The 24,599-nt window shown below is 58.8% G+C and carries 27 protein-coding genes; 13 read left to right on the top strand and 14 right to left on the bottom strand.

What is annotated here, in order from left to right; translation table 11 throughout:
• Nucleotides 1–20: 20 nt before the first annotated feature.
• The 3 genes from ACR3EM_RS07605 to secG form a co-directional block, all read right to left on the bottom strand.
• On the bottom strand, nt 21–797 hold the full coding sequence (locus ACR3EM_RS07605) for an isocitrate lyase/PEP mutase family protein (RefSeq protein ID WP_480470188.1): 777 nt from the start codon (nt 795–797) through the stop codon (nt 21–23).
• Nucleotides 798–889: 92 nt separating this feature from the next.
• Nucleotides 890–2,533, bottom strand: a complete 1,644-nt coding sequence (locus ACR3EM_RS07600; RefSeq protein WP_480470187.1) for a CTP synthase — start codon at nt 2,531–2,533, stop codon at nt 890–892.
• A 161-nt stretch (nt 2,534–2,694) separates the two neighbouring features.
• Nucleotides 2,695–3,060 (bottom strand): preprotein translocase subunit SecG, encoded by a 366-nt coding sequence (gene secG, locus ACR3EM_RS07595; protein WP_480470186.1) that lies wholly within the window; start codon nt 3,058–3,060, stop codon nt 2,695–2,697.
• 151 nt (nt 3,061–3,211) lie between these two features.
• Here secG and nthA point away from each other — a divergent pair, with 151 nt between their 5' ends.
• The 5 genes from nthA to ACR3EM_RS07570 all read left to right on the top strand — a co-directional run bounded on the left by nthA (nt 3,212) and on the right by ACR3EM_RS07570 (nt 6,581).
• Nucleotides 3,212–3,826: a nitrile hydratase subunit alpha gene (nthA, locus tag ACR3EM_RS07590; RefSeq protein ID WP_480471905.1), complete on the top strand. Its 615-nt coding sequence runs from the start codon at nt 3,212–3,214 to the stop codon at nt 3,824–3,826.
• Nucleotides 3,823–4,500 (top strand): nitrile hydratase subunit beta, encoded by a 678-nt coding sequence (nthB, locus tag ACR3EM_RS07585; protein WP_480470185.1) that lies wholly within the window; start codon nt 3,823–3,825, stop codon nt 4,498–4,500. Before nthA ends, nthB begins: the two co-directional genes overlap by 4 nt.
• Entirely contained in the window at nt 4,497–4,832 is a 336-nt protein-coding gene (locus ACR3EM_RS07580) for a nitrile hydratase accessory protein (RefSeq protein ID WP_480470184.1), read from the top strand. Before nthB ends, ACR3EM_RS07580 begins: the two co-directional genes overlap by 4 nt.
• Nucleotides 4,833–5,046: 214 nt before the next feature.
• Nucleotides 5,047–6,339 (top strand): adenylosuccinate synthase, encoded by a 1,293-nt coding sequence (locus ACR3EM_RS07575; protein ID WP_480470183.1) that lies wholly within the window; start codon nt 5,047–5,049, stop codon nt 6,337–6,339.
• Nucleotides 6,339–6,581, top strand: coding sequence for a DUF2842 domain-containing protein (locus ACR3EM_RS07570; protein ID WP_480470182.1), 243 nt, complete (start codon nt 6,339–6,341; stop codon nt 6,579–6,581). Before ACR3EM_RS07575 ends, ACR3EM_RS07570 begins: the two co-directional genes overlap by 1 nt.
• Here ACR3EM_RS07570 and ACR3EM_RS07565 read toward each other — a convergent pair.
• Nucleotides 6,578–7,120: a GNAT family N-acetyltransferase gene (locus ACR3EM_RS07565; RefSeq protein WP_480470181.1), complete on the bottom strand. Its 543-nt coding sequence runs from the start codon at nt 7,118–7,120 to the stop codon at nt 6,578–6,580. The two genes, ACR3EM_RS07570 and ACR3EM_RS07565, sit on opposite strands and share 4 nt — an antisense overlap.
• A gap of 224 nt (nt 7,121–7,344) precedes the next feature.
• Nucleotides 7,345–9,000 (bottom strand): hypothetical protein, encoded by a 1,656-nt coding sequence (locus ACR3EM_RS07560; RefSeq protein WP_480470180.1) that lies wholly within the window; start codon nt 8,998–9,000, stop codon nt 7,345–7,347.
• A 218-nt stretch (nt 9,001–9,218) separates the two neighbouring features.
• On the opposite strand from ACR3EM_RS07560, the gene ACR3EM_RS07555 reads away from it, so the two are divergent.
• Nucleotides 9,219–9,830: a thiamine diphosphokinase gene (locus ACR3EM_RS07555; RefSeq protein ID WP_480470179.1), complete on the top strand. Its 612-nt coding sequence runs from the start codon at nt 9,219–9,221 to the stop codon at nt 9,828–9,830.
• On the opposite strand, the gene ACR3EM_RS07550 is transcribed toward ACR3EM_RS07555, so the two are convergent.
• Genes ACR3EM_RS07550 through ACR3EM_RS07535 form a run of 4 tightly spaced genes read right to left on the bottom strand, consistent with a single transcriptional unit; the run spans nt 9,775 to nt 13,249 of the window.
• Entirely contained in the window at nt 9,775–10,689 is a 915-nt protein-coding gene (locus ACR3EM_RS07550) for a DMT family transporter (protein WP_480470178.1), read from the bottom strand. The genes ACR3EM_RS07555 and ACR3EM_RS07550 overlap by 56 nt on opposite strands.
• A gap of 44 nt (nt 10,690–10,733) precedes the next feature.
• Nucleotides 10,734–11,150, bottom strand: coding sequence for a GFA family protein (locus ACR3EM_RS07545; RefSeq protein ID WP_480470177.1), 417 nt, complete (start codon nt 11,148–11,150; stop codon nt 10,734–10,736).
• Between the two features lie 22 nt (nt 11,151–11,172).
• Complete coding sequence (locus ACR3EM_RS07540; RefSeq protein WP_480470176.1) at nt 11,173–12,546, bottom strand: L-serine ammonia-lyase; 1,374 nt, start codon at nt 12,544–12,546, stop codon at nt 11,173–11,175.
• Nucleotide 12,547: 1 nt separating this feature from the next.
• Nucleotides 12,548–13,249, bottom strand: coding sequence for a glutathione S-transferase family protein (locus tag ACR3EM_RS07535; RefSeq protein ID WP_480470175.1), 702 nt, complete (start codon nt 13,247–13,249; stop codon nt 12,548–12,550).
• A gap of 167 nt (nt 13,250–13,416) precedes the next feature.
• On the opposite strand from ACR3EM_RS07535, the gene rpiA reads away from it, so the two are divergent.
• The 6 genes from rpiA (at nt 13,417) to ACR3EM_RS07505 (ending at nt 19,629) form a co-directional block, all read left to right on the top strand.
• On the top strand, nt 13,417–14,202 hold the full coding sequence (rpiA, locus tag ACR3EM_RS07530; RefSeq protein WP_480470174.1) for a ribose-5-phosphate isomerase RpiA: 786 nt from the start codon (nt 13,417–13,419) through the stop codon (nt 14,200–14,202).
• 130 nt (nt 14,203–14,332) lie between these two features.
• A complete protein-coding gene (gor, locus tag ACR3EM_RS07525; protein WP_480470173.1) occupies nt 14,333–15,691 on the top strand; it encodes a glutathione-disulfide reductase in 1,359 nt (452 codons plus the stop codon).
• Nucleotides 15,692–15,772: 81 nt separating this feature from the next.
• Nucleotides 15,773–16,915 (top strand): FtsH protease activity modulator HflK, encoded by a 1,143-nt coding sequence (gene hflK, locus ACR3EM_RS07520; protein ID WP_480470172.1) that lies wholly within the window; start codon nt 15,773–15,775, stop codon nt 16,913–16,915.
• Nucleotides 16,915–17,811 carry a protease modulator HflC gene (gene hflC / locus ACR3EM_RS07515; RefSeq protein WP_480470171.1) on the top strand — a complete coding sequence of 299 codons (897 nt, stop codon included), beginning with the start codon at nt 16,915–16,917 and terminating at the stop codon, nt 17,809–17,811. Before hflK ends, hflC begins: the two co-directional genes overlap by 1 nt.
• Nucleotides 17,811–18,005 (top strand): DUF2065 domain-containing protein, encoded by a 195-nt coding sequence (locus ACR3EM_RS07510; protein ID WP_480470170.1) that lies wholly within the window; start codon nt 17,811–17,813, stop codon nt 18,003–18,005. Before hflC ends, ACR3EM_RS07510 begins: the two co-directional genes overlap by 1 nt.
• A 184-nt stretch (nt 18,006–18,189) precedes the next feature.
• Nucleotides 18,190–19,629: a Do family serine endopeptidase gene (locus ACR3EM_RS07505; RefSeq protein ID WP_480471904.1), complete on the top strand. Its 1,440-nt coding sequence runs from the start codon at nt 18,190–18,192 to the stop codon at nt 19,627–19,629.
• A gap of 228 nt (nt 19,630–19,857) precedes the next feature.
• Here ACR3EM_RS07505 and ACR3EM_RS07500 read toward each other — a convergent pair whose 3' ends face one another.
• From ACR3EM_RS07500 to ACR3EM_RS07480, 5 genes are all read right to left on the bottom strand, one after another.
• The gene (locus ACR3EM_RS07500) at nt 19,858–20,526 is read right to left on the bottom strand and encodes a Crp/Fnr family transcriptional regulator (protein ID WP_480470169.1); all 669 of its coding nucleotides are present in this window, start codon (nt 20,524–20,526) and stop codon (nt 19,858–19,860) included.
• Between the two features lie 106 nt (nt 20,527–20,632).
• On the bottom strand, nt 20,633–21,238 hold the full coding sequence (locus ACR3EM_RS07495; RefSeq protein WP_480470168.1) for an inner membrane-spanning protein YciB: 606 nt from the start codon (nt 21,236–21,238) through the stop codon (nt 20,633–20,635).
• Between the two features lie 16 nt (nt 21,239–21,254).
• Nucleotides 21,255–22,157: an EamA family transporter gene (locus ACR3EM_RS07490; protein ID WP_480470167.1), complete on the bottom strand. Its 903-nt coding sequence runs from the start codon at nt 22,155–22,157 to the stop codon at nt 21,255–21,257.
• Nucleotides 22,158–22,245: 88 nt separating this feature from the next.
• A complete protein-coding gene (ftsY, locus tag ACR3EM_RS07485; RefSeq protein WP_480470166.1) occupies nt 22,246–23,373 on the bottom strand; it encodes a signal recognition particle-docking protein FtsY in 1,128 nt (375 codons plus the stop codon).
• Nucleotides 23,374–23,432: 59 nt separating this feature from the next.
• Nucleotides 23,433–24,071 (bottom strand): lysoplasmalogenase, encoded by a 639-nt coding sequence (locus tag ACR3EM_RS07480; RefSeq protein ID WP_480470165.1) that lies wholly within the window; start codon nt 24,069–24,071, stop codon nt 23,433–23,435.
• Nucleotides 24,072–24,201: 130 nt separating this feature from the next.
• Between ACR3EM_RS07480 and ACR3EM_RS07475 the strand changes: the two genes are divergently transcribed.
• Entirely contained in the window at nt 24,202–24,597 is a 396-nt protein-coding gene (locus tag ACR3EM_RS07475; RefSeq protein ID WP_480470164.1) for a hypothetical protein, read from the top strand.
• Nucleotides 24,598–24,599 lie beyond the last annotated feature (2 nt).

Here is a 24,599-nt window from a genome sequence, read left to right as displayed (position 1 = left end):
TGCAATCCCCTAAAAGTGGATCACCCGCCCGATTGCAGCGCCTCGCGGGCTTTGTCCTGCAGCCAGGCAATCATCTGCCGGTAGGGCACAGGGCCATAGCTGATCCGGGCTACGCCAAGTTTCGCCAGTGTCGGCGTGTCAGGTGTGCCGGGAAGGGCGATGATATTGACAGGTAAGTCGGTTGCTTCACACAGGCGACCGATCATCGTTTCATCTTTCAGGCCCGGTGCAAAGAAGCCGCTGGCCCCGGCCTCAGCATAGGCTTTGGCGCGGGCCATGGCATCGTCCAGCATCGCCTGATCATGGCTGTCGGGTGCCGCCTTGAGGAAGATATCGGTACGGGCATTGATGAACGCGGGAATTCCGGCAACATCACAGCTCTCACGCATGGCCGCGACGCGCGCAGCCTGCGTTTCGATGTCATAAAGCTCTTTCGTTCCAACGATCTGGTCTTCAAAGTTGAAGCCGATCACGCCGGTTTCGAGGGCCCGTTTAACATTGGCCGAGATGCCGAACGTATCTTCGGCATAGGCGCCTTCCAGATCCATGGTGACCGGGATGTCAACGGCCTCCACAATGCGTCGCGCGTTCTCCAGCGCCGCCTCGAAGGGGATGTTCTGCCCATCTGTAAAGCCTTGCGCCATTGCGACCGGTGCACTGCCAGTCGCCAGAGCCTTGGCCCCGGCATCGCGTACAGCTGCGGCGCTGCCTGCGTCCCAGATGTTATAGAGGATGACCGGATTGCCCTTCTTGTGCAGGGCGGCAAAGGTTTCTGCTTGGGTTATCTGATCTGTCATGGCCGGTCTCCTGTCGGTTTCTTCCGACAGTTAACTGCGACAACGGCCGCTGCGTACAGTTTTTTTCGCAGCAGCCCTCACTTTGCAGTGACCTAGACGAGGCGCGATGTGTCCTTGGCCGCGCGCACGAAGTCGCGGAACAGGGGATGCGGGTCGAAGGGTTTGGACTTCAGCTCCGGGTGATACTGAACTCCGATGAACCATGGGTGATCCGACCATTCAACAATCTCGGGCAAGCGGCCATCGGGCGACATGCCCGAGAAGTTCAAACCAGCCTTTTCCAGCTTGTCGCGATACTTGATGTCGACCTCATAGCGGTGGCGGTGGCGTTCCTCGATCTGAGTGCCGCCATAGACATCAGCGACTTTTGATCCCTCGGCCAGAACTGCATTATAGGCGCCAAGACGCATGGTTCCGCCCTTGTCGTCTCCGACTTTACGTTCGACTTTGTGATTGCCCTGCACCCATTCTTTCAGGTGGTAAACAACCGGTTCGAAACGCTTTTTCCCGGCTTCGTGGTCGAATTCTTCCGAACCCGCCTCGGCGATGCCCGCCGCATTCCGCGCTGCCTCGATCACTGCCATCTGCATGCCGAGACAGATGCCCAGGTAGGGCACTTTGTGCTCGCGCGCGTATTGAGCCGCTTTGATCTTGCCTTCGGTTCCACGTTCGCCAAACCCTCCGGGGACAAGGATCGCGTGGAAGCCTTCCAGATGCGGTGCCACATCTTCATTGTCGAATACCTCGGCATCAACCCACTCGACCTTGACCTTCACGCGGTTGGCCATGCCGCCATGGGTCAGCGCCTCGGCAATCGACTTATAGGCGTCTTCCAACTGAGTGTATTTGCCCACAATAGCGACCTTCACCTCGCCTTCGGCGTTGTGGATGCGGTCGCTGACATCTTCCCATTTCGCCAGATCGGGCTTGGGGGCAGGGCTGATCTGGAAGGCATCCAGAACCGCCTGATCCAGACCTTCGCGGTGATAGGCCAGCGGGGCGTCATAGATGGTCGACAGATCCTGCGCCGCAATCACGCTGTCGGGGCGGACATTACAGAATAGGGCCAGCTTCTCGCGTTCTTTGGTCGGGATCGGGCCTTCGGAGCGGCACACCAGAATGTCGGGGGCCAGACCGATCGAGCGCAGCTCTTTCACCGAGTGCTGGGTCGGCTTGGTTTTCAGCTCACCGGACGCCTTGATATAAGGCAGCAGGGTCAGGTGCATGAACAGGCACTGACCACGCGGTTTGTCCTGACTGAATTGACGGATGGCCTCAAAGAAGGGCAGGCCTTCAATATCGCCCACGGTGCCGCCGATTTCGCAAAGCATGAAATCAACCTCATCCTCGCCAATTGCGATGAAATCCTTGATCTCGTTAGTGACGTGGGGGATCACCTGAATGGTTTTGCCGAGGTAATCGCCGCGGCGCTCTTTCTCAAGCACGTTGGAATAAATCCGGCCCGAGCTGACCGAGTCGGTCTTACGCGCGGCCACGCCGGTGAAACGTTCGTAATGGCCAAGGTCCAGATCGGTCTCGGCCCCGTCATCGGTGACGAACACTTCGCCATGTTCAAACGGCGACATCGTACCCGGATCGACGTTCAAATAAGGGTCGAGCTTGCGCAGGCGTACCGAGTATCCTCGGGCCTGCAGCAGCGCGCCCAAAGCCGCCGAAGCCAGTCCTTTTCCCAAGGACGAAACCACACCACCAGTGATGAAAATAAATCGCGCCATGTTGTTCGGCTTGCTCCCGTGAGACGTCAAAATCAGCTGCCCGACGGTTTACGAAAAACCGCTGCATCACGGGACTTCATATATAAAGGATTCGCGCCCATAGCGCAAGAGAACCGCAAGATGCTGTTGCAGTCCTCTTTCCGGTTTCTAGGTTTTGTGTATCAGTCGGCCTGCGGGATCAGCGGCGCATTGTCGCCCTGTGTCGGAGGCAGAAGATCATCAGCCGACGGTACAGCCGGGGTGCTTTCCTCGGTCGGGGCCGGGGTCGGAACGCCCAAACGGTCGATAACCGAGCTGCCCGAGGATTTCTGTGCGGCCAGAATGGTCAGCGTGATCGAGGTGACGATAAAGCACGCCGCCAGGATCCAGGTCACTTTGCCCAACGCAGTCGCAGCTGCGCGTCCGGTCATGGCTCCGCCACCGCCGCCACCCATGCCAAGGCCGCCACCTTCGGACCGCTGCATCAGCACAACGGCGATCAGGCCCAGAGCCAGAAGAAGATGGATGATGAGAACGACGTTTTCCATGGTGGTCCTGTACAGCGTGGCGTGTATCGCGTGGTACTTATGCAAGTTTGGTTCTGGGGGCAAGGGAGGAGTTGCCATCACGGTTGGTGATGTGATGGATCACGCCAAAGGGACTGGACAGGCGGGCAAGGCGTGGCGCAGGCTGCGGCTCATGCCACATGATGACCACGACCACCCGCACGCCCTGTTGCCGCCCGAACCCGCGCTCCGTGTCAAAGCGCTGGAGACGATTCTGACCCGTAAGGGGCTGATCGACCCGGCGGCGCTGGATGAGATCATCGATACCTATCAGAACAAGATCGGCCCGCAGAACGGGGCCCGTGTCGTTGCCAAGGCATGGAGCGATCCTGACTTCAAGGCGGCTCTGCTTGCAGATGCAACACCAGTCGTTACCGATCTCGGATATTATGGTCGTCAGGGAGAGCATATGGTGGTGGTCGAGAACACCCCTGCGCAGCACAACATGGTCGTTTGTACATTGTGCAGCTGTTATCCATGGCCTCTGTTGGGTATCCCGCCAGGCTGGTATAAATCCGATGCCTATCGCGCCCGCGCCGTGCGCGAACCGCGCAAGGTATTGGCCGAGTTCGGTGTAAGCCTGTCTGACACGACGTCCGTTCGGGTGTGGGATTCAACGGCTGAGATTCGCTATCTGGTTTTGCCCATGCGCCCTGCAGGCTCTGAAGGGTTGAGCGAAGACGATCTGGCCGCTTTGGTCACCCGCGACAGCATGATTGGCACGGGCTTGCCCAAGGTGACCGCATGACCCGCGTTCACGACATGGGAGGGCGGTTCGGTGACGGGGCTATTGATCCAGAAGCGGAAGACGCTCCTGTTTTTGCCGAAGACTGGCACGCGCGTGCTTTGGCGGTAACTCTTGCGTCGGGGTTTCTGGGGCAGTGGAATATCGATGTATCGCGCCACGCCCGCGAGCGCCTGTCCCCTAAGGATTATGCGCAGTTTACCTATTATGAAAAATGGATTTCAGGACTCGCAAATCTGCTGGTCGAAAACGGCGTGTTGACGTTGGATGATTTGCGCGGCGCCGAAGAAGACGCCGAACATCCTTTGGCCACGCGTGTTCTAAGGGCTGATGCCGTTGCCGCTGCCCTTGCCAAGGGTGGTCCGGCGGACCGCCCATCGAACGTCGCGATTCAGTTTGAGGTTGGGCAATCGGTGCGCACCGCGCGTCCAACGGCAAACCGGTTGGTCGATGGCGGTCATACGCGGCTGCCGATCTACGCGGCTGGCGCCCGAGGGCGGGTGCTGCGATTGCATGGAACGCATGTGTTGCCTGATTCTAATGCGCATGGATTGGGTGAAGCTCCCGAACCACTTTATGCTGTAGTCTTCCCAGCATCGGAACTCTGGGCCAATCCCGAACATTCAGAGGATGAGGTCGTGCTGGATCTGTGGCAATCCTACCTCGAACCCGCATGAGTGATTGCGTCGCCCATACCGCCCCCGAGCCGGTCTTTGCCGAACCTTGGCACGCGCAGATATTTGCTGTCACGGTGGCCCTGAACGAGGCGGGTCGTTTTGATTGGCCGGATTGGGCCTCTCGGTTCTCTGCAACGCTGAAGCGTCATGGTCTGGACCGTGAGTTGGATGGCGGTGACGACTATTTCCATGCATGGTTGGAGACGCTGGAAGTGTTGTTGACGGAACAGGGTGACACATCGCTCGCCGATATCTCGGCCTTGCGCAATGCGTGGGAAGAGGCCTACTTGACCACACCCCATGGCCAACCTGTACGCTTGTCGCAGGGGTAGAGGGGGCTCTGCCCCCGCCGCGGCCAGCCGCGACTCCCCCGAGATATTTATAGCCAGATGAAGCAGTGGATCCGGTCTTCATCTGGCTATAAATATCTCCGCCGGAGGCACCGCGCGAGATGCGATTTCCCGATGCGGCGAAATATCGGTTTCCCTGCCGACTGAGCCTCGCTATATCAGCCGGGTTTGATATCTCAGCGCAAAAGGACCGGATATGGCCAATGTGGTTGTTGTCGGCGCCCAGTGGGGTGACGAAGGAAAAGGCAAGATCGTCGACTGGCTCAGCGAGCGGGCAGATGTGATCGCGCGTTTTCAGGGCGGGCATAATGCCGGGCATACGCTGGTTATCGATGGTGAGGTTTACAAGCTGCATGCATTGCCCTCGGGCGTGGTGCGCGGCGGCAAGCTGAGCGTGATCGGCAATGGGGTTGTACTGGACCCATGGCACCTGATGAAAGAGATCGGCACGATCCGGGAACAGGGTGTTGATATTACGCCCGAGACGCTGATGATCGCTGAGAACACACCGCTGATCCTGCCATTCCATGGCGAACTGGATCGGGCACGCGAGAATCAGAACTCGGTGGCCAAGATTGGCACAACCGGTCGCGGAATCGGACCATGTTATGAGGACAAGGTAGGGCGGCGCGTGATCCGGGTGGCTGATCTGGCGGATGATGCAACGCTGGCGCTGCGGGTGGACCGGGCTTTGGTACACCACAACGCTTTGCGCAACGGCTTGGGGCTTGAGCCAATTGACCGGGACGGGTTGATTGCGCAGCTGAAAGAGATTGCGCCGCAGATTCTGCCCTTTGCGGCACCTGTTTGGAAGGTGCTGAACGAAAAGCGCAAAGCGGGCAAGCGCATCCTGTTCGAAGGAGCGCAGGGCGCGTTGTTGGATATCGATTTCGGGACCTATCCATTTGTGACATCATCGAATGTAATCGCAGGGCAGGCTTCGACCGGTGTAGGCATTGGCCCCGGATCGATCGACTTCGTTCTGGGGATTGTCAAAGCCTATACCACGCGCGTGGGCGAGGGGCCGTTCCCGACTGAGTTGGACGATGCCGATGGGCAGCGCCTGGGTGAGCGGGGGCATGAATTCGGTACAACAACGGGTCGCAAACGGCGTTGTGGCTGGTTCGATGCCTGTTTGGTGCGTCAGACCTGTGCGACCAGCGGTGTCAACGGTATTTCGCTGACCAAATTGGATGTTCTGGATGGGTTCGAGACGCTGAAGATCTGTGTCGGATATGAACTGGATGGCGAACGCCTCGACTATCTGCCCACCGCCGCCGACCAGCAGGCGCGCTGCACGCCCATCTACGAAGAGATGCCGGGCTGGAGTGAATCCACTGAAGGCGCGCGCAGTTGGGCAGATTTGCCTGCGAACGCAATCAAATATGTGCGTCGGGTCGAGGAATTGATCGAATGCCCGGTCGCCTTGTTGTCTACCAGCCCGGAGCGGGAGGACACCATTCTGGTAACTGACCCGTTTGCGGACTGATGAGCGGGAACGAAAAGCCCGGTCTCAGCTATAAGGCGCGGCGGCGTTGGTCGTTGCTGCTGCTGCTGGTCGGGCTGCCTGCTTATATTGTTGCAGTCGTGACGATTGTGAACTGGCTGGATCGCCCGCCGATCTGGCTTGAGCTCCTGGTCTATGTCGCGCTGGGCATTGTCTGGGTCTTGCCGTTCAAATTTGTCTTTCGTGGCGTGGGCAAGGAAGACCCGGATCAGGACAAAAACTAGTCCGGCCAGCTGAATACTGCACGGGCAAATGCATGATATTCCCCGGCAATTTCCTCTGCCATGCTGAATGGCGTGGGCCAGGGCGGTGTGAGAGTTGCTGCAACTTCCCCGGTCATCAAGTTGAGATCAGCGCTGTGTTTGCTGGCCAGGTGGCGCATCCTCTGATTGGTCGCGAGGCAGATCATATGTACCTCACGTATCCCGCGGTTGCGCGCGCTCGCGATAAGACGCGAGAGAAGAGCGTCACCGATACCACGATCCTGCCATGGGGCTTCGACGGTGAAGGCTGCCTCGGCAGTGCGGGGAAGGCTATCCCGCACCGGGCGGAGTTCGGCCATTCCACGTAGGCAGCTGTCGGGGAAGGCCCCAAAGACCAAGGATGCATCGTCGAACAGGGCCGAGGCATAACGATCCAGAAAGACGTTAGGCACAACAGCGCCAAAACGTGATCGCAAAGCCTCGGGTTCGAGGTTTTGTAGATGGGCTGTTACAAGGGGTTTGTCGAAGATGCGCAAACGTCGGATTGCAAGATCGTACATACGAGATACCTCAGGTCGGAAACTTGGGCACTTAAGATCACAGAGTCGGGTTCAGTCGATGCGGTGATCGTAGCAAATTTCTGCGCCGCAGCATAACCAACAGCGCCTAGTATGCCAAAAATGAGCGGATTTGCCGCTGAGGAGCTTGATCGCGCCCATAAGGAGAGGGCCAGAGTTGCCTCCGGCCCTGTCGAGTTTCGAGGGGGTAATTTGATGCGCCGGGTTTAGCCCGCGGCGCGTTCGTCATCATCCGGGCGGAACCCGATCTGGGTCGAGGCAGCGAAACGCCCGCCACCGGCCTTTTCGATCTTGCCGTCCCGCAGAAGTTGCCCGAAGGAGCGCAGGCTTTCTTCACGATTGAATGCTTCCTGCTTCAGCGAACGCACCTTGTTCATCAGTTGCGGACGCGAGAACTGTTCCTGGCCTTCGATGAACGAGAGGTAAGCAGCCGCAGCCTCCAGCAGATCAGGAAGCGATTGTGCGCCCTGTTCCTGTGCAAAAGTGGCGAACCCGCCTTCCTCATCCGCGGCACTGTCATCCACCGAGGTCACGCGGCGCGGCATGACAGGGCCGGTGTCGGCCTCATCGGTATCAATGCGCTGTTCTGCGACCAGTTTCAGCGGTGCTGCGATTTCCGCGGCGGGGCGTTCGCTGGTCACTTCGACCTCGGGGCGGCGGGGGCTGACGACAGACGCCAGATCACCGCGATAATCGTCCTCGCGTTCGCCAGCGGAGTCTTTGCCTTCGGCGCGCTCGGCCTCGGTTGCGGCGACGGCGGTGCGCAAGTGCGAATAAGTTTCACGCTGATCATTGGTGGATGGATCATCCAACTGTTCGTCAGCCTTGTCCATCAGGCGTGAGACGTCTTCGTCCAGCCCGGACATTTCCGCCCGTTCAGGTGAGATCTTTGTTTCCAGCTCGGATTCGACAAGCGCGATCTCGTCCAGCAGCAGTGCCTCATCCTCGGCCGAAATTACATCGCCGGAAATTTCGGCCAGTGCTTCGGTCGCGTCGCGATCATCGTCTTCGGCAACTGGTTCGTTCAGAATGTTGGATTGATCCTCGGTCTCAGACGCTTCATCAAGGTCCGAGAACAGAACGTCACTGTCTGTGACCTCATCCTGCTGCGCAACTTCTTCTTCGTCCTCGGCGGGGACCAGATCGGTCGCGTCGGTTTCGTCCTGTTCATCGGCGTTTGACATGGTGTCAGCCAACTCGTCAACGAGGTCCTCAACATCATCCGTCGATGCGACGGGTTCCGGAAGGTCTTCGGTCTGATCTTCCACTGGCATGGGGGCGGGCGCCGGTTCTTCGATCGGGTCTTCCAGGTCTGAAGGGCTGAGCGCGCCTGCTGCGAAGGCTGCCGAGATTGCGTCGACCTTGGGCTTCGTCGGCTGGAGATAGCTCGTATCCTCATCCTCGGAATATGTGGTGGGGGTTTGGTCGGAATGCGAAACCACCGCCCGAATGCGCTGCAATTTGGCCGCGATGCTGTCTTCTGCAGGCTCATCGGATTGTGCCTGAGGCGTTGAGGGGACGGCGCTGGACAAAGGCTGAACGGGCTCGGGTGCAGGTGTAAGCGTAGGTGCGATCGCAGCGGGGGTCGGTGCCGCGGGGGCTGATGTCTCGGTCGCCCGCAGGAGCAGACCGGTGTCATTCTGACTGGCTTCTACTTTACGTGCGACATCGCGCTGAGCGATGCGGGTCAGCATCTCGGCGTCCGGCTGAGGCGGTTCCGATCCAAAATAGCGGTCGTCCGCTGCAAGATCCCGGAAATATTCGGCAATGGCTTTCATCGTTTCGAATGAATCGTCGAAGCCTTCCAAAGTGCACGAGAAGGTTCCGTAAGAAACGGTTAACACCTTGTTGTTCTGTACCATCAGACGCACGTCCTCTACAAACTACCAGGTCACATTGCCAAACACATACCTCGGCAATCGACTTCAAACTGTAGCCATGAGTCTATCATTTTGTGGTCTCATTATGTCCAAAACCGGGAAATATGGTCAATCTTGCGAAAAATGAGTCAATTGTTCGGTCTGAAGGGCCAATTGGGCTGTTTGGAGGGGGTGAAATCGGCCCCGGTGACGTGAATCTGGTGCTGAATCGCGTTGATTCTGCGGTTGCGGCGGATGGCGGGGCCGCTGCGCTGATTGATTCGGGGCGCATACCCGATGCGGTGATCGGTGATTTTGACTCGCTTGAAGCCGCCTATCGCGCCCGGATTCCTGAGGATCGGTTGTTTCCGATTCGAGAACAGGACAGCACGGATTTCGACAAGGCACTGCGCAGTGTTCAGGCACCACTGGTGTTGGCGGCAGGGTTCCTTGGCGGGCGCGTGGATCATCAGTTAGCAGTGTTCAACAGCCTTGTGCGCTGGCCCGATCGTGCCTGTCTTCTGCTGGGTGCGCATGAGATCGTGTTTCATGTGCCTCCACGGATCACGCTAGACCTTGTCGCAGGCTCAACTGTGTCATTGTTTCCATTTCGGCGTGTAATCGGGCGGAGCCAAGGATTGGAATGGCCGATTGGCGATATTGTGCTGGAACCGGACGGACGGATCGGGACGTCAAACCGCGCTGTTGGAGAATTGACGCTTGAACTGGATCAGCCTGGGTTGCTGATGATGGTGCCGCGCGAGGCGCTGGATCAGGTCATGCGGGCGTTTCTGTCGGGCCAGACCGGGCGTTGGCCCGCTCGTGCAGAATGACGTAAAGCCCTGCGGCAATCGTGATCAGGATGCCGATGGCGGCTATGCCGTTGGGAAGATCATGGAAGATCATCCAGCCGATCACAGTTGCGACCGGGATTTCGAGATATTGCATGGGTGCCAGAGTTGCCGACGGCGCATAGCGTAGCGACCATGTCATCAACAGATGCGCAACGGTGCCAAGCGCTCCGATCGCGAAGAGCAGCCAGAGTGTTTCTCTGTCTGGCATAACGAATGATAGCTGATCGATGCCAGCGCTTGATCCGAGCAGCAGGGTCGGTAGCAGGATTACTGTCGCCATTGCGCCTGACACCGCTTGCAGCGAGACCGGATCGGTCTCTTTTGCGATCTGTCGTGTCACCAACATGAACAGTGCGAATACTACCGCGACGATCAGAGGGAGAAGGGCGGGGGCACCGACCTCGGCAAAGCTGGGCTGGATCACCAGCAACGTGCCGATGAACCCGACGACACAGGCGATCAGACGTCGGGGTCCAACCTGTTCGCCCAGAACGAACCTGCCGAGCAACAGCATTATGAAGGGCATGACAAACGCGATGGCCACCGCGTCGGCCAGCGGCAGGTACAGCAATGCGCTGAACATGGCCGAGATACCGGCGATATGCAGCAGGGTCCGGATTACGGTCAGCCGCAGAACCCGCCCGTGCATCCGCCATGAGCGGTTGGTTGCGGCAATCAGCGAGGCCAGAATCATGACCTGAACCGCGAAGCGCACCAGAACCAACAGGCCGATTGGCGTGATTTCTCCCAGCACTTTCGCCATGGCATCGCCCAGCGGGGCGAGCACGCAAAAACCGAGCATCAAAACGATGCCGAATACGGGGCGATCCTGAGTCATGGCGCGACGCTAGCGGTTTCGCTCCGCGCTGGGAAGCTCTGTCATCACGCCTTGGCCAGCGGCTGGGCTTTGGTGTAGTCCGGGCCGATGCAGGTGGGCAGTCCGTCGCCCAGGTGCAGCCACCGCAGCTTCTCCTCATGCGCAACATGCAGAGTGGGTTCCAAGGTTTCAGGATTCTCGAGCGTCGCAACATAGAGATGCAGTACATCCGACATCTTTGTTGACCGAAACGAGATCGGAGTGCCGCAATGGGGGCAGAAGCTACGCTCGACCCCAGGGGAGGAATGGAAGCGCTTAGGCTCCTCACCAGTCCAGCGCCACTGGCCGGCGCGCACCCCGAAATAGGTGGTCATCGGGGCGGCACACTGACGCCGGCAACTGTCGCAGTGGCAGGTGACGCAGGACAGAACCGGAGGATCGACTTCGAAACCGATCCTGCCACATAAGCAGTGTCCGCGCATCTTGATCGCCTCCTGTATCGGTTCAGCAGTTCGGCACGTTGACGGCGAGCCCTCCTAGTGAGGTCTCTTTGTATTTGGCGTGCATGTCATGTCCGGTTTGGCGCATGGTTTCGATCGCGGCATCCAGCGGCATGAAATGCTTGCCGTCGCCGCGCAGTGCAAGCGAGGCCGCTGAGACCGCCTTGATCGCACCCAGCCCGTTGCGCTCGATACATGGCACCTGCACCAGACCGGCAACAGGGTCGCAGGTCATGCCCAGATGATGTTCCAGCGCAATCTCGGCGGCATTTTCCACCTGTTCAGGCGTGCCACCCATGACAGCACAAAGACCTGCCGCCGCCATTGCCGATGCACTTCCAACCTCTGCCTGGCAGCCCGCTTCAGCACCCGAGATCGAGGCATTGTATTTTACCAACCCGCCAATGGCGGCGGCAGTCAGAAGGAAATCTTCGATATGGCTTTCCGAGGCACCCGGAACGTGATCAAGGTAGTAGCGCAACACCGAAGGCAACACACCGGCCGCGCCGTTGGTGGGCGCAGTGACGACCTGACCGCCGGCGGCGTTTTCCTCGTTCACGGCCATGGCGTAAACGCTCATCCAGTCATTGATTGTGTGCGGAGCATTCAGGTTCATGCCGCGTTCAGCCACCAGCGCATCGTGGATGCCCTTGGCGCGCCGACGCACATTCAGACCACCGGGCAGGATACCATCCGTGGTCAGTCCACGCTCGATACAGTCATTCATCACCTGCCACAGCCGGGCAGAGCCCTTGGCAAAGCTTTCGGGGCAACCACGCGCGATTTCGTTTTCGCGTTTCATCTGAGCAACCGATTTGCCGGTGTCCTTTGCCATCTGCAACATTTCAGCGGCGCTTTTGAACGGGAAGGGAACGGGCGCGCCTTCTTCGGTATCCTTGCCTTCAGCCAGTTCTTCTTCGGTCAGGACGAAACCGCCGCCCACCGAGTAATAAACCTGCCGCAAGATAACGTCATCCTGCGCATCGGTGGCCATCAGGATCATGCCGTTGGCATGGCCGGGAAGATTGTGTTCGAAATCGAAGACCAGATCGGTCTTGGGGTTGAACTTGAGTGTCGGCAGCCCTTCGGGCGCGACAGTGTGGGTCTCATTGATCTGGGCCAGTGCGGCCTCGGCCTTGTCGTTGTCATACGTGTCGAGCACGAATCCTGCCAAGCCGAGAATCGTGGCGCGATCAGTCGCATGGCCGACGCCGGTAAACGCCAGTGATCCATGCAGCGACCCGCGCAGGCCCGAGAATTCAAACGGAGATGCGCGCATCAGGTCCAGAAACCGTGCGGCGGCGACCATCGGTCCCATGGTGTGTGAAGAGGACGGGCCGATGCCCACTTTGAACATATCGAAGACAGAAAGAAACATATCAGATAGCTGAGCCTTCTGGCGGGTTGGCATAGATAGGTGAGGTGAAGGGCGTAGCTCCCAGCCCCTCGGCGGTGTTGGCTGCGCGTGTAGCTGGTCGCAACTCCAACTGCATCAGGATTTTTTGCAGATAAGGTGTATCGGCCAGCTGATACCAGCTGCGATCGGCCTGTGTGGGATAAAGTGCCATCCAGCGCATCATGCAAGCCACATAATAGCTGAGAACCGAGGGGTGGTCGGCGCGAAACCATTGGGGCGCGTTCTGGGCGAGCGTATCCAGTAGCTTCAGGTGTTGAAGCAGCCTGGGGCGGATGCCCTCACGCAGTGTGTTGGCATGCGCGGCAGCAATGTACTTTTCGGCGTAGAACAGGATGCGCAGGTCGGCATGCACCGTGTTGGAGGCGAAGAACAGCCATTTCAGAAAGGCCGCGCGCTCCGGGCTGTTTGGTCCTGGTGCCATTTTGCCATGGGTGTCAGCCAGCCACAGCAGAATTGCTGCGGTCTCAAAGATCGGTCCTTGTGGCGTGTTCAGTACCGGTATCAGCCCGTTTGGGTTCAGCGCGCGATAGGCCGCGCTATCCTGTTCGTTCTGGGTGCGGTCGACCAGAACGGTGTGATAGGGCAACCCCATCTCTTCCAGCGTCAGCCGGATCACCAGCGAAGCATTGTCAGGGGCGTAATGCAGACGGTACGGCGTTTCCATGGCATCTATCTATGTCGCAAGTCGATCCTACACAGACCTGATTGCGACCTTTCCTATTAGAAAGGCGTATTTCAGCGGCATGTTAGCACAGTTGCAGGGCGATTTGCCTCTCGCAGTCGATAGGGGCATTCCGTATAAGGCGAACAGAAGGCTTAGGGGATGAAGTTATGAGCAAGGATTTGTCGCCGATCGACAAAGCTAAATATGTTGCGGCCTATCGTGCGGCAGATCTGGTTGAAGACGGTATGCGCGTGGGGCTCGGCACCGGATCGACAGCTGCCTGGTTGGTCCGTCGCCTGGGTGAACGCGTACGAGACGAAGGGCTTAAGATCAAGGGGGTTCCCACATCAACCGCAACGGCACAGTTGGCGCTTGAGGTGGGGATCGAAGTCGTCTCGCTGGATCAGGCCGGGTGGCTGGATCTGACCATCGATGGCGCGGATGAGTTCGATAATGAGTTCAACCTGATCAAGGGCGGCGGTGCCGCGCTGTTACAGGAAAAGATCGTGGCGACGGCCAGCGATCAGATGGTGGTGATCGCCGACGCGGGCAAAGAGGTCGAAACGCTGGGTGCGTTCCCCTTGCCGGTCGAGGTGATCCCGTTTGGCTGGCAGACCACCCGCACCCTGATCGAAGAGGCGCTGGACACGATGGATGTGCTGGGCACGTCGGTTACCCTGCGCATGAATGGCGAAGCACCGAAGATCACGGATGAGGGCAACCACATTCTGGACTTGCATTTGAAACGCATCGGCAATGCGCGGCAACTGGCGCTTGTACTGAACCAGATCCCCGGCGTGGTTGAGAATGGCTTGTTCATTGATATCTGCGACAAGGTCGTAGTCGGTTACGGTGATGGCCGCGTCGAGATGCGTGATATCAACGCAGGCACTGTTCAGACTGACATGCTGGGTGAGAATGGGGATAATCTGTTCTCGGATCTGGCGGATTGAGTGCTGGATGTCGATTTGGTGGACACTGAAATAAAACCAGAGTTTCAGCTGCCAAGGGGTTGGCAGCCCGGAATTCAGGCCCAGATAACCAATGCATTTTGGCCAAGCGGAATAAAAAAGGAACGCACCCATGAGCTTTGACTATGATCTGTTCGTCATCGGAGGCGGCTCGGGCGGGGTTCGCGCGGCGCGTGTGGCGGCGGGTGAAAACGGGGCCAAGGTGGCGCTGGCGGAAGAGGATCGGTATGGCGGGACCTGCGTTATCCGGGGCTGTGTACCCAAGAAGCTGATGGTGTTTGCCAGCGAGTATTCCGGGATGGTCGGCGATGCGCAGGAATACGGTTGGGATATTCAGTCAGGCGCGTTCAACTGGGACACGTTCCACGGCAAACTGGTTGCCGAACTGGACCGGCTGGAAGGCATCTATCGTAACATCCTGAAAAACAACGGCGTCGAAAGCTTCGACCAGCGCGCGCGCGTGGTTGATCCCCATACGGTCGAACTGGCCGATGGAACCCGCAAGACGGCCAAACATATTCTGATCGCTACAGGTGGTCGCCCAGTTGTGCCCGAGTTTCCCGGATCGGAACTGGCCATCACGTCGAACGAGATTTTCCACCTGGAGAAATTGCCCGAGAGCATTCTCATCGTTGGCGGAGGCTATATCGCCAGTGAATTTGCCGGGATCATGAATGGGCTTGGGGTCAAGACGACTCAGTTCTATCGCGGCGCGCAGATTTTGCGCGGCTTTGATGAGGAGGCGCGCGGCCTGATCTGCGAAGAGATGCGGCAGAATGGTATCGACGTTCGCCTGGGCACCAACGTGCTTGAGATGGCCAAGGATGGTGACAAGATCCGTGTCAAAGCAACCGATGGTACTCAGGACCAATTCGACGTGGTGATGTATGCCACGGGTCGTGCACCGAATGCGGATGATCTGGGGCTGGAAGCGCTGGGCGTCGAACGTGGCCGCAAAGGTGAGATCATCGTGGATGAGTACAGCCAGACCGGCGTGCCTTCGATCTACGCCATCGGCGATGTCACGGATCGGGTCAACCTGACTCCGGTAGCGATCCGCGAAGGTATGGCGTTTGTGGAAACGGTGTTCAAAGGCAATCCAACCCCGGTTGATCACGAGCTAATACCCACTGCCATCTTCACACAGCCTGAATTCGGCACCGTGGGCTTGAGCGAGGAAGAGGCAGCGTCGCAAGAGCCGGTTGAGATTTACGCCACCTCGTTCAAGCCGATGCAAAAGGCGTTTGCCGGCGGTACACAGCGGGTTCTGATGAAGCTGATCGTGTCTCAGGCAACGCGTAAGGTGCTGGGATGCCACATTGTTGCGCCCGGTGCGGGCGAGATGATCCAGCTGGCAGGTATTGCCGTAAAGATGGGCGCAACCAAGGAAGATTTCGACCGTACGGTCGCCGTTCACCCGGTCATGGCCGAGGAATTGGTGACAATGCGGCAACCTGTGCGCACGGCTTGATTTGCAACCGGGCGCACACAAGTTACAAGGGAACCCGTGATCACACGGTCCTACACGGTCTAAACAAGGGAAAAGACACATATGGCGGGCAACAGCGGTGGCCCCTGGGGGGGCGGAGGCTCTTCCGGAGGCGGAGGAAATCGGGGTAACAACGGGGACGGGCGCAAGCCCCCCGAAGGCGACGGCCCGCAGATCCCCGAGATCGATGAGCTGATGAAGAAGGGTCAAGAGCAGCTGCGCGTCCTGATGGGCGGTCGTGGCGGCGGTGGCCGTGGCACGAACGGCTCGGGCGGCGGTGGTGGTCCGGCGTTTACCAAGGGAACTGTTGCGATTGGTCTTGTGGCCGCTGCGGTCTTGTGGGGGCTGGCCAGCTTCTACACCGTCAAGCCCGAAGAACAGTCGGTTGAACTGTTCCTGGGTGAGTTCTCGGCCGTTGGTAATCCCGGTCTGAACTTTGCCCCGTGGCCGTTTGTGACTGCCGAGGTTATCCCGGTCACCCGCGAACAGAACGAAGATATGGGCGGCGCGCGCGGCAGCGACGATGGTCTGATGCTGACGGGTGACGAAAATGTGGTCGATATCGACTATCAGGTCGTCTGGAACATCAACGACCCGGCCAAGTATCTGTTCAATCTGCGCGACCCGCGTCAGACGATCCGCGCCGTGTCGGAATCGGCCATGCGTGAGATCATCGCGCAAAGCGAACTGGCCCCGATCCTGAACCGGGACCGCGGTATCATCGCCGAACGTCTGCAGGAGCTGATTCAGCAGACGATGGACAGCTACGACTCGGGCGTGAATATCGTCCGTGTGAACTTTGACAAGGCTGACCCGCCGCAGGACGTGATCGCCGCCTTCCGAGACGTTCAGGCCGCTGCGCAGGAGCGTGACCGGCTGCAAAACGTCGCTGACGCCTATGCCAACCGTGTGTTGGCCGAAGCGCGTGGTGAAGCGGCGCAGGTTCTGGAAGAGGCTGAAGCCTATCGCGCCCAGCAGATCAACAGCGCGCAGGGTGAGGCCAGCCGTTTCAGCGCGGTTCTCGAGGAATATTCCAAAGCGCCGGATGTGACCCGCAAACGTCTGTATCTGGAGCGGATGGAGCAGGTTCTGGGTGATGTGGACAAGATCATTCTGGATGAAAACTCGACCGGATCAGGGCAGGGCGTCGTGCCATATCTGCCGCTGAACGAACTGCGCCGTAGCCAGACCGAAGGGAACAACTGATGCGTAAAGCGACATTTATACTGCCCGTCGTCTTCATCGCGATTGTAGCTGTTCTGTCCTCGATCTTCATCGTGGATGAACGCGAACGCGCGCTGGTTCTGCAATTTGGTCGCGTTGTAGCGGTCAAGGAAGAACCCGGTCTGGCGTTCAAGATCCCGCTGATTCAGGAAGTTGTTCGCTATGATGACCGCATCCTGTCCATTGATGTTCAACCGCTGGAAGTGACGCCTCTGGACGATCGTCGTCTGGTGGTTGATGCCTTCGCGCGCTACCGGATTTCCGATCTGGAACAGTTCCGTCAGGCCGTTGGTGTCGGCGGTATCCCGGTGGCCGAGGATCGTCTGGACCGCATTCTGCGCGCTGAAACGCGTGAGGTTCTGGGTTCGGTGTCTTCACGTGACATCCTGAGCTCCGACCGTGCCGCGCTGATGCTGCGCATCCGCAACAGCGCGATTGCCGAGGCGCGGGCGCTGGGGGTCAGCGTGATCGACGTGCGTCTGAAGGCGACCGATCTGCCGCAGGCCAACCTTGAGGCGACCTTTGACCGGATGAAGGCCGAGCGGGAACGTGAAGCAACCGACGAACGTGCCCGCGGTAACGAGGCTGCTCAGCGTGTCCGTGCGCAGGCCGACCGGACCGTGGTCGAACTGGTATCGGACGCCAACCGCGAGGCCGAGATCATTCGCGGTGAGGCTGACGCCGAACGCAACGCGATCTTTGCCGAAGCCTATGGGGCAGACCCGGAGTTCTTTGAATTTTACCGCTCGCTGACCGCCTATGAGAATGCTCTGCAAGGGAGCAACAGCTCATTGATCCTGAGCCCGGATTCCGAGTTCTTCAACTACCTTGCCTCGCCGACTGGTCGGCGGGCGCCAGCGGCTGCGGCTTCTGAGTAATGGGTATGATCCTTCTGGCCTTCGGGCTGGTGTTAATTGTCGAGGGGCTGGCCTATGCGCTGGCCCCTTCGCTTATTGAACGCATGTTAGAGGCATTGCGAGCACTGCCAGAACAGGCGCGGCGCTTGATGGGGCTGCTGTGCGTAGTCAGTGGCGTTATCCTGCTCTGGGGAGCCTATCAGATCGGCTTTTGATACAAGGTTCTCACTTGCCGGTGATTTCCCCGCGATCCCGAGTTGCGGGCTTGGCCAAACTGACTACATTGGTTGCTAAGAGGGGACCTCAAGCTAGGTCCCGCTGAAGAACGATCGACAAGGAGAACCCCAAGTGCAGGCGAAAGCGCGCAGTGTGTCCGTCCGGCGGGACGATGTTGGTGTGATGGTACGGCTGATGTGGCTGGCCTTCATGGGGATGGTGCTGGTTCTGGCGCAGACATTGGCCGCGCAGGCCCGTGACAGCCTTGCGCCGCTGGCCGAAAAGATCAGCCCGGCGGTGGTGAATATCACTACCTCGACCCTGATCGAAGGGCAGACTGGCCCGCAGGGGATCGTGCCCGAAGGCTCTCCGTTCGAAGATTTCTTCCGTGAATTCCAGGACCGCAATGGCGGCAACAGCGAAAACCGCCCGCGCCGCAGCAATGCGCTGGGGTCGGGATTTGTGATCTCGGAAGACGGTTTTATCGTCACCAACAACCACGTCATTGCCGAAGCGGATGAAATTCTGATCGAATTCTTCCCTGGCGACGGGCAGCCGGTAAAGGAACTGCCTGCTAAAGTGATCGGCACTGACGAGAAAACTGATATCGCGCTGCTGAAGGTCGAAGCCGAGGGGCCGCTGCAATACGTTCAGTTCGGCAATAGCGACACCATGCGCGTCGGTGATTGGGTTATCGCGATGGGCAATCCGCTGGGACAGGGTTTTTCGGTTTCAGCGGGGATTGTATCGGCCCGGAATCGGGCGCTGAGCGGGTCTTATGACGACTACATCCAGACGGATGCGGCGATTAACCGGGGAAATTCGGGCGGACCGTTGTTCAACATGGATGGCGAGGTGATCGGTGTGAATACCGCGATCCTGTCGCCCAATGGTGGCTCGATTGGGATCGGGTTCTCGATGGCTTCGAACGTGGTGATCAAGGTTGTCGATCAGCTGCGCGAATTCGGTGAGACGCGCCGCGGCTGGCTGGGTGTGCGCATTCAGGATGTGACCGAAGATATGGCCGAGGCAATGGGTCTTGATAAACCCGGCGGCGCGCTGATCAGTGACGTGCCCGAGGGCCCGGCGAAAGAAGCTGGTCTGCTGGCCGGAGATGTAATCATCAGCTTTGATGGCGTCGAAGTTGAAGATACGCGTGGGCTGGTGCGTCAGGTCGGTGAGACGACCGTGGGCAAATCCGTGCGCGTGGTTGTGCATCGCGACGGCGGCACGCAAACCGTTCTGGTGACCTTGGGCCGTCGTGAGGATGCTGAGCGCACAGATGAGGGTGGAGAACCTGAGGCTGAGGCACCGACCGAAGAGGACAAGGATATTCTGGGTCTGACCATCGCACCTTTGGGTGACAGCCAGCGTGAAGAGCTGGGATTGGATGCCGACGCCGAAGGGTTGCTGGTGACCAATGTCGATGATTCTTCCGAAGCTTTTGAGAAGGGGCTGCGCGCTGGTGATCTGATCACTGAAGCTGGCCAGCAGAAGGTGGTTTCGATCGCCGATCTTGAGGCGCGGATGGATGAGGCACGTGAGGCTGGTCGCAAGTCGCTGTTGCTGTTGGTGCGCCGTGGTGGAGAACCCAGATTCGTGGCGCTGAGCCTAGAACAGTAATCTCACGACTAGTCTGGAAAATGACAGGCCGGGGTCAAGACCCCGGCCTTTTTTAATACTTTGTTAAGAAAGAAGCCATATGCCGGGGAAGGCATATGGCTCTGGTACAGGGAGAGGTCGGTGGACAGATATCGGGGATGATAAAACCGACCTCCTACAGTAACAGGGTTGACCTTAGGGCAATCTTCAAGCCGCGTATGTGAAGCGGATCACATCTGTGCCAAAAAGTTAGATTAAATCGGATTCGGCCAGTTGCCGCAGCGCATCGAGATCATGAATCTGCAATCCTCCGCGTGAGGCTTCGACCACGTTGTCCCGTTTCCATGTCGAAATGGTTTTCGATACCGCCTCACGCGTGGCTCCGACAAATTCGGCCAGTTCACTTTGCGACAGGGTGATGCGCGCGGTCGGTGTGTCCTGCTGGCCGGCCAAATGCAGCAGCTTGCGCGCCAGCCGGATCGGCATTGGCAGAAAGACCTGTTCGTTCAACTGGTCACCCATCCAGCGCATGCGCACACCGGCCAAACGGATCAGGTCAACCGCCAGATCAGGGTTCTTTCGGATCTGATCCATCACATCCTTATGCCGAACCCGCAGAACTTTGGCAGGATCGGCTGCTGTAACCGTGGCGGTGCGGGGGCCGCTGTCAAAAAGCGCTATCTCGCCAAACACCTCACCCGGGCGCATCAGCCTGAGCGATAGCTTGCGCCCGCTCATGGCCAGAAAAGACACTTCGAGCGTGCCTGTGAGGATCGCATAAAGCGCCTCTCCCGGATCGCCCTGTTCGAACAGGACGTCGCCGCTGTCGAGAGTAACTTCGGAGGCCAGTGAGGCCAGCATCTTGCGCAGCTCTTCAGAAGCTTCAGAAAGAAATCCACTGTTGGGAAATGCCATCATACGGGCGCAGGTCTCCGGTGGTGAGTGGTGCGAGTTCGATCAACTTTCCACAGCTTTGCGCCTAAGCCAAGGTTTTTGTCGGCTTTTCCTTGGGTCAGGCCGCGCTCTATTGTTTGTCCGGATCGTCCATATAGTGCTGCAGCATGCTGAATTGCAGCATCAGGAACGCCATGAGCGCGATCGGAAATCCAAAGGTTTCGATCTTGACCCAGAGATCTGTCGACAGCGTGCGCCAGATCAGTTCATTGGCCACTGCGAGCACCGCAAAACAGGCGCACAGGCGGCGAGTCAGGATCATCCAGCCTTCCTGACGCATGGGCAGCATCTCGTCTAGAACATAAGCCAGATAGGACTTTCCCTGCAAAAGGCCGATCCCGAGGATGACGGAAAAGAAGCCGTAGACCAGCGTGGTTTTCATCTTGAAGAAGCGCTCGTCGTTGAACCACGCAGTGAGGCCACCGAAGAAAATCACCATGAAGGCGGTGAAAATTTGCATCCGGCCGAGCTTGCCCGTCAGGTACCAAAGGATGCCCATGGCGGCCAGCATCAGGGGAACGAAGAGGATGGTGGCGACAATAAAACCCGAATACTCGATGCCGCCGATCACGAAATTGTCATCACGCAGGCGCAAGTAAATGAAGAAGAAGGCAAGCGGGGGCCCGAGTTCGAGCACCTGTTTGAGGAATGGGTTGATGTCTTTTTTCTCTGCCATGATTCCGACCTGCTGCTTATCCGCCCATTTCAACTATTACGGCGCCGAGTGCAATCAATGCCATCAATGTGATCCGTCTGGGTCCCACAGTTTCTTTCAGAACCAGCCAGCCGATGAGCGCGGCAAAGACGGTGGAGGTTTCGCGTAGAACCGCAGCTTCTCCTACCTTGTCGAGCCGTGTGGCGAGCATGATGGCACCGAAAGACATGGGGGCAATTATGCCGCCCGCAAGGCCACGTAGCATCAGAGGCCCGAGCGCCGGACGATGGATCATGGCGCGGTATCTGAGAGCTGCATAGATCGGCATGGCAGCCCCGTCGATCATGAAAAACCACGCTAGAAAGGTGAACGGGTCGGCTGTGGCACGGATTCCGTAGGCGTCATAGGTGGTATAGAGAGCGACGAAGAGACCGGTGGCGATCGCCAGCGCCAGGGCGATCCCCAGAGTTTCACGATTGGTTTCGAGATAGCGCAGGTTATACGCTGCCAGTCCGAAGATGCCTGCCATCAGAGTGCCCACGCCGAGCCATTGGATGGTCGAGAACGTCTCACCGAATAGCAGATTAGCCCCAATCACTGTGAATAGTGGGCCGGTCCCCCGCACCACAGGATAGACGACGGTATAGGAGCCTTTGGTGTACGCCATCGCTTGCAGGATCTTGTAGCCGATATGGATCAGCCAAACGACGGCAAAAATGGGCCACATATAGGGTTCGGGCCATGGAACGACGAAGAAGGCGAAAGGCATGGCCATCAGGCAATAACAGGCGTCAATCGCCCCGCGTGACATCCAGGGGTCGTGGCGGCCCTTTTGCAAGGCACCAAAGACTGCATGCAGGAACGCCGCCATTAGCGCGAGGCCGAGGGCGAGGTGGTGGCCGGATTCGGTGCCTTCAAGGGAGATCAGCCAGTCGCTCAAATCAGGGCTTTCGCTTGGATGGAGAAGGTGGGGGGCGGTCTGCCCCCCACACCCCCCGAGGATATTTTTTGCCAGATGAAGGGGCGGATCAGGTTTGCAAGCCGATGAGGGCGGCGGCGAATTCTTCGGGATCGAAGGGTGCGAGGTCGTCGATTTGTTCGCCGACGCCGATGGCGTGAATAGGAAGTCCGAACTTATCGGCCAGTGCGACGAGTACGCCGCCTTTGGCGGTGCCGTCGAGCTTGGTCATTACGAGGCCTGAGACATCGGCGAGGTTGCGGAAGGTTTCGACCTGGCTGAGGGCGTTCTGGCCGGTGGTGGCGTCCAGTACCAGCAGGGTGTTGTGCGGTGCAGTTTCATCGACCTTGCGGATGACGCGAACAATTTTGGCCAGTTCTTCCATCAGGTCTGCGCGGTTTTGCAGGCGGCCTGCGGTGTCGATCATCAGCAGGTCGGCACCTTCGTTTTGCGCCTTGGTCAACGCGTCGAAGGCCAGAGAGGCGGGATCGGAGCCTTCGGGGGCGGTCAGCACCGGCACACCGGCGCGGTCGCCCCAGACCTGCAGCTGTTCGACCGCGGCGGCGCGAAAGGTGTCTCCGGCGGCGATAACCACCTTTTTGCCTGCAGCTTTGAACTGGCTGGCCAGTTTCCCGATGGTGGTGGTTTTGCCGGAGCCGTTGACGCCCACGACCAGAACCACCTGCGGTCGCTTTGGATAAAGCGGCATGGGTTTGGCCACGGGCTCCATCACGCGGGCCACCTCTTGCGCCAGCAGTTGCTTGATTTCCTGGGTCGAAAGTTTGCGGCCAAAGCGTCCCTCGGCCATGTTCGACGTGACGCGCAGGGCGGTGTCGACGCCCATGTCGGAGGCGATCAGCAGCTCTTCGAGCTGTTCCAGCATGTCGTCATCCAGCGTACGACGGACAACGGTTTGGGTATCGCTGCGACTGAACAGACGGCCCAGCAGGCCTTTGGATTCGGGAGGCGGTGGGGCCGGTGCGGGGTCTGCAGGTGCGGGAGAGGGCGGCTCGGAGGGCTGGGGCGTGGGTGCCGGTGAGGGCACCTCGGGGACCGGTTGCGGTTCCGGTTCGGGTTTCGGAATCACCGGATCGGGTGCAGTTTCCTCGCCGCCATCCTCGACAATCGCGTCCAGCCCCTCTTCGAGGCGTGAGGAGGATTTGAACAGCTTGTCCTTGAGCTTTGAGAAAAACGCCATTTCTAGGTCTCCGCAGGTGTTCCCCTCACCTAATGCGGATTGGCGGCAGTTGCAAAGGGTCAGGTGAAGGCGATCAGGAACCCGGCCTGCGCACCCCAGTAGAGTGGCCAGATCATGTAAGGCGTCAGCTTTAGGGCAGGGTGGTCGGCAGGCAACAGGAACTTCTCGGTCGCAAGGATCAGGTCAGACGCGATGAACGCCATTGCAGCGGGCAAGGCCCAGCGCAATGCACCCGCGTCCGGCAGGAACAGAACGGCGATACCCATGCCTAGGATGATCGGAATATAGGCGAGAACCGGCCCCTTGAGGTCTCCGGCGCGCGGGGCAAGCAGGGTGGACATGACGATGCCCAGAACCAGCAATGACCAGAAGATAACGGGTTGCGTCAGGATCAGGCTTGGATCGCTGACCGGATGTGTCAGGAACAGCGCGATGTAGGCGAGATGTCCGGCGGCGAAAGCTGCGATCCCGGCCATGAAGGTGGCCTCGGTTTCGCGCGACAACAGGGCATCGCCGATGGCACATAGGGCCAGAGCGAGGACGAGCAACCAGGGGGCAGCCGTGAGCCATGCAATGAGCGCCAACAACGCGACGGATGCGGTCTTCAACTGGGTGCGTAGAATACCAGCGGGGCGGGCCGTGAGCGGTAGGTAGGCCAGTGTGCAAGCCGCCGCCGCCCAGAAAAGAAGTGTCGGCATTGTTCCTCCCCAAGAGTGTTACGTTCATGTCGTCATGATTGAGTGAGGTCATCAAGATGTGACGTGAGGGTAGTCTGCGCTGTGGAAAGGTTGATTGGTGCAAGTGGGCGGCATCTGACAAGATGCTGCTATGTACAGACTGTCTATGATTCTGCTGGCGCTTCTTGCGCAATCCGCTGCGGCGCAATCGCCGTTATCGGGGACCGAGTTTGACGCCTATACCCGTGGAAAGACCTTGTTCTATGGCTTTGACGGTCAGGCCTATGGGGTTGAGCGATATTTACCCAATCGGCGCGTGATCTGGTCATTTCTGGATGGGGACTGCAAGGAAGGTGTCTGGTATGAGCGCGAAGACCAGATATGTTTTCTGTACGAAGACAGGTTGGACCCGCAATGCTGGGTTTTCACCGAGTTTGGGGGCAGGCTGATTGCGCAGTTCGAAGGTGATCCGACAGCGACAGAGCTCTATGAGGCCGAGGATGTCGGCGAAGAGATGATCTGTTACGGACCCGAAATCGGGGTTTGATG

The organism is Ruegeria sp. AH3, assembly GCF_056536265.1.
This window is presented reverse-complemented; position numbering and strand designations above follow the sequence as displayed.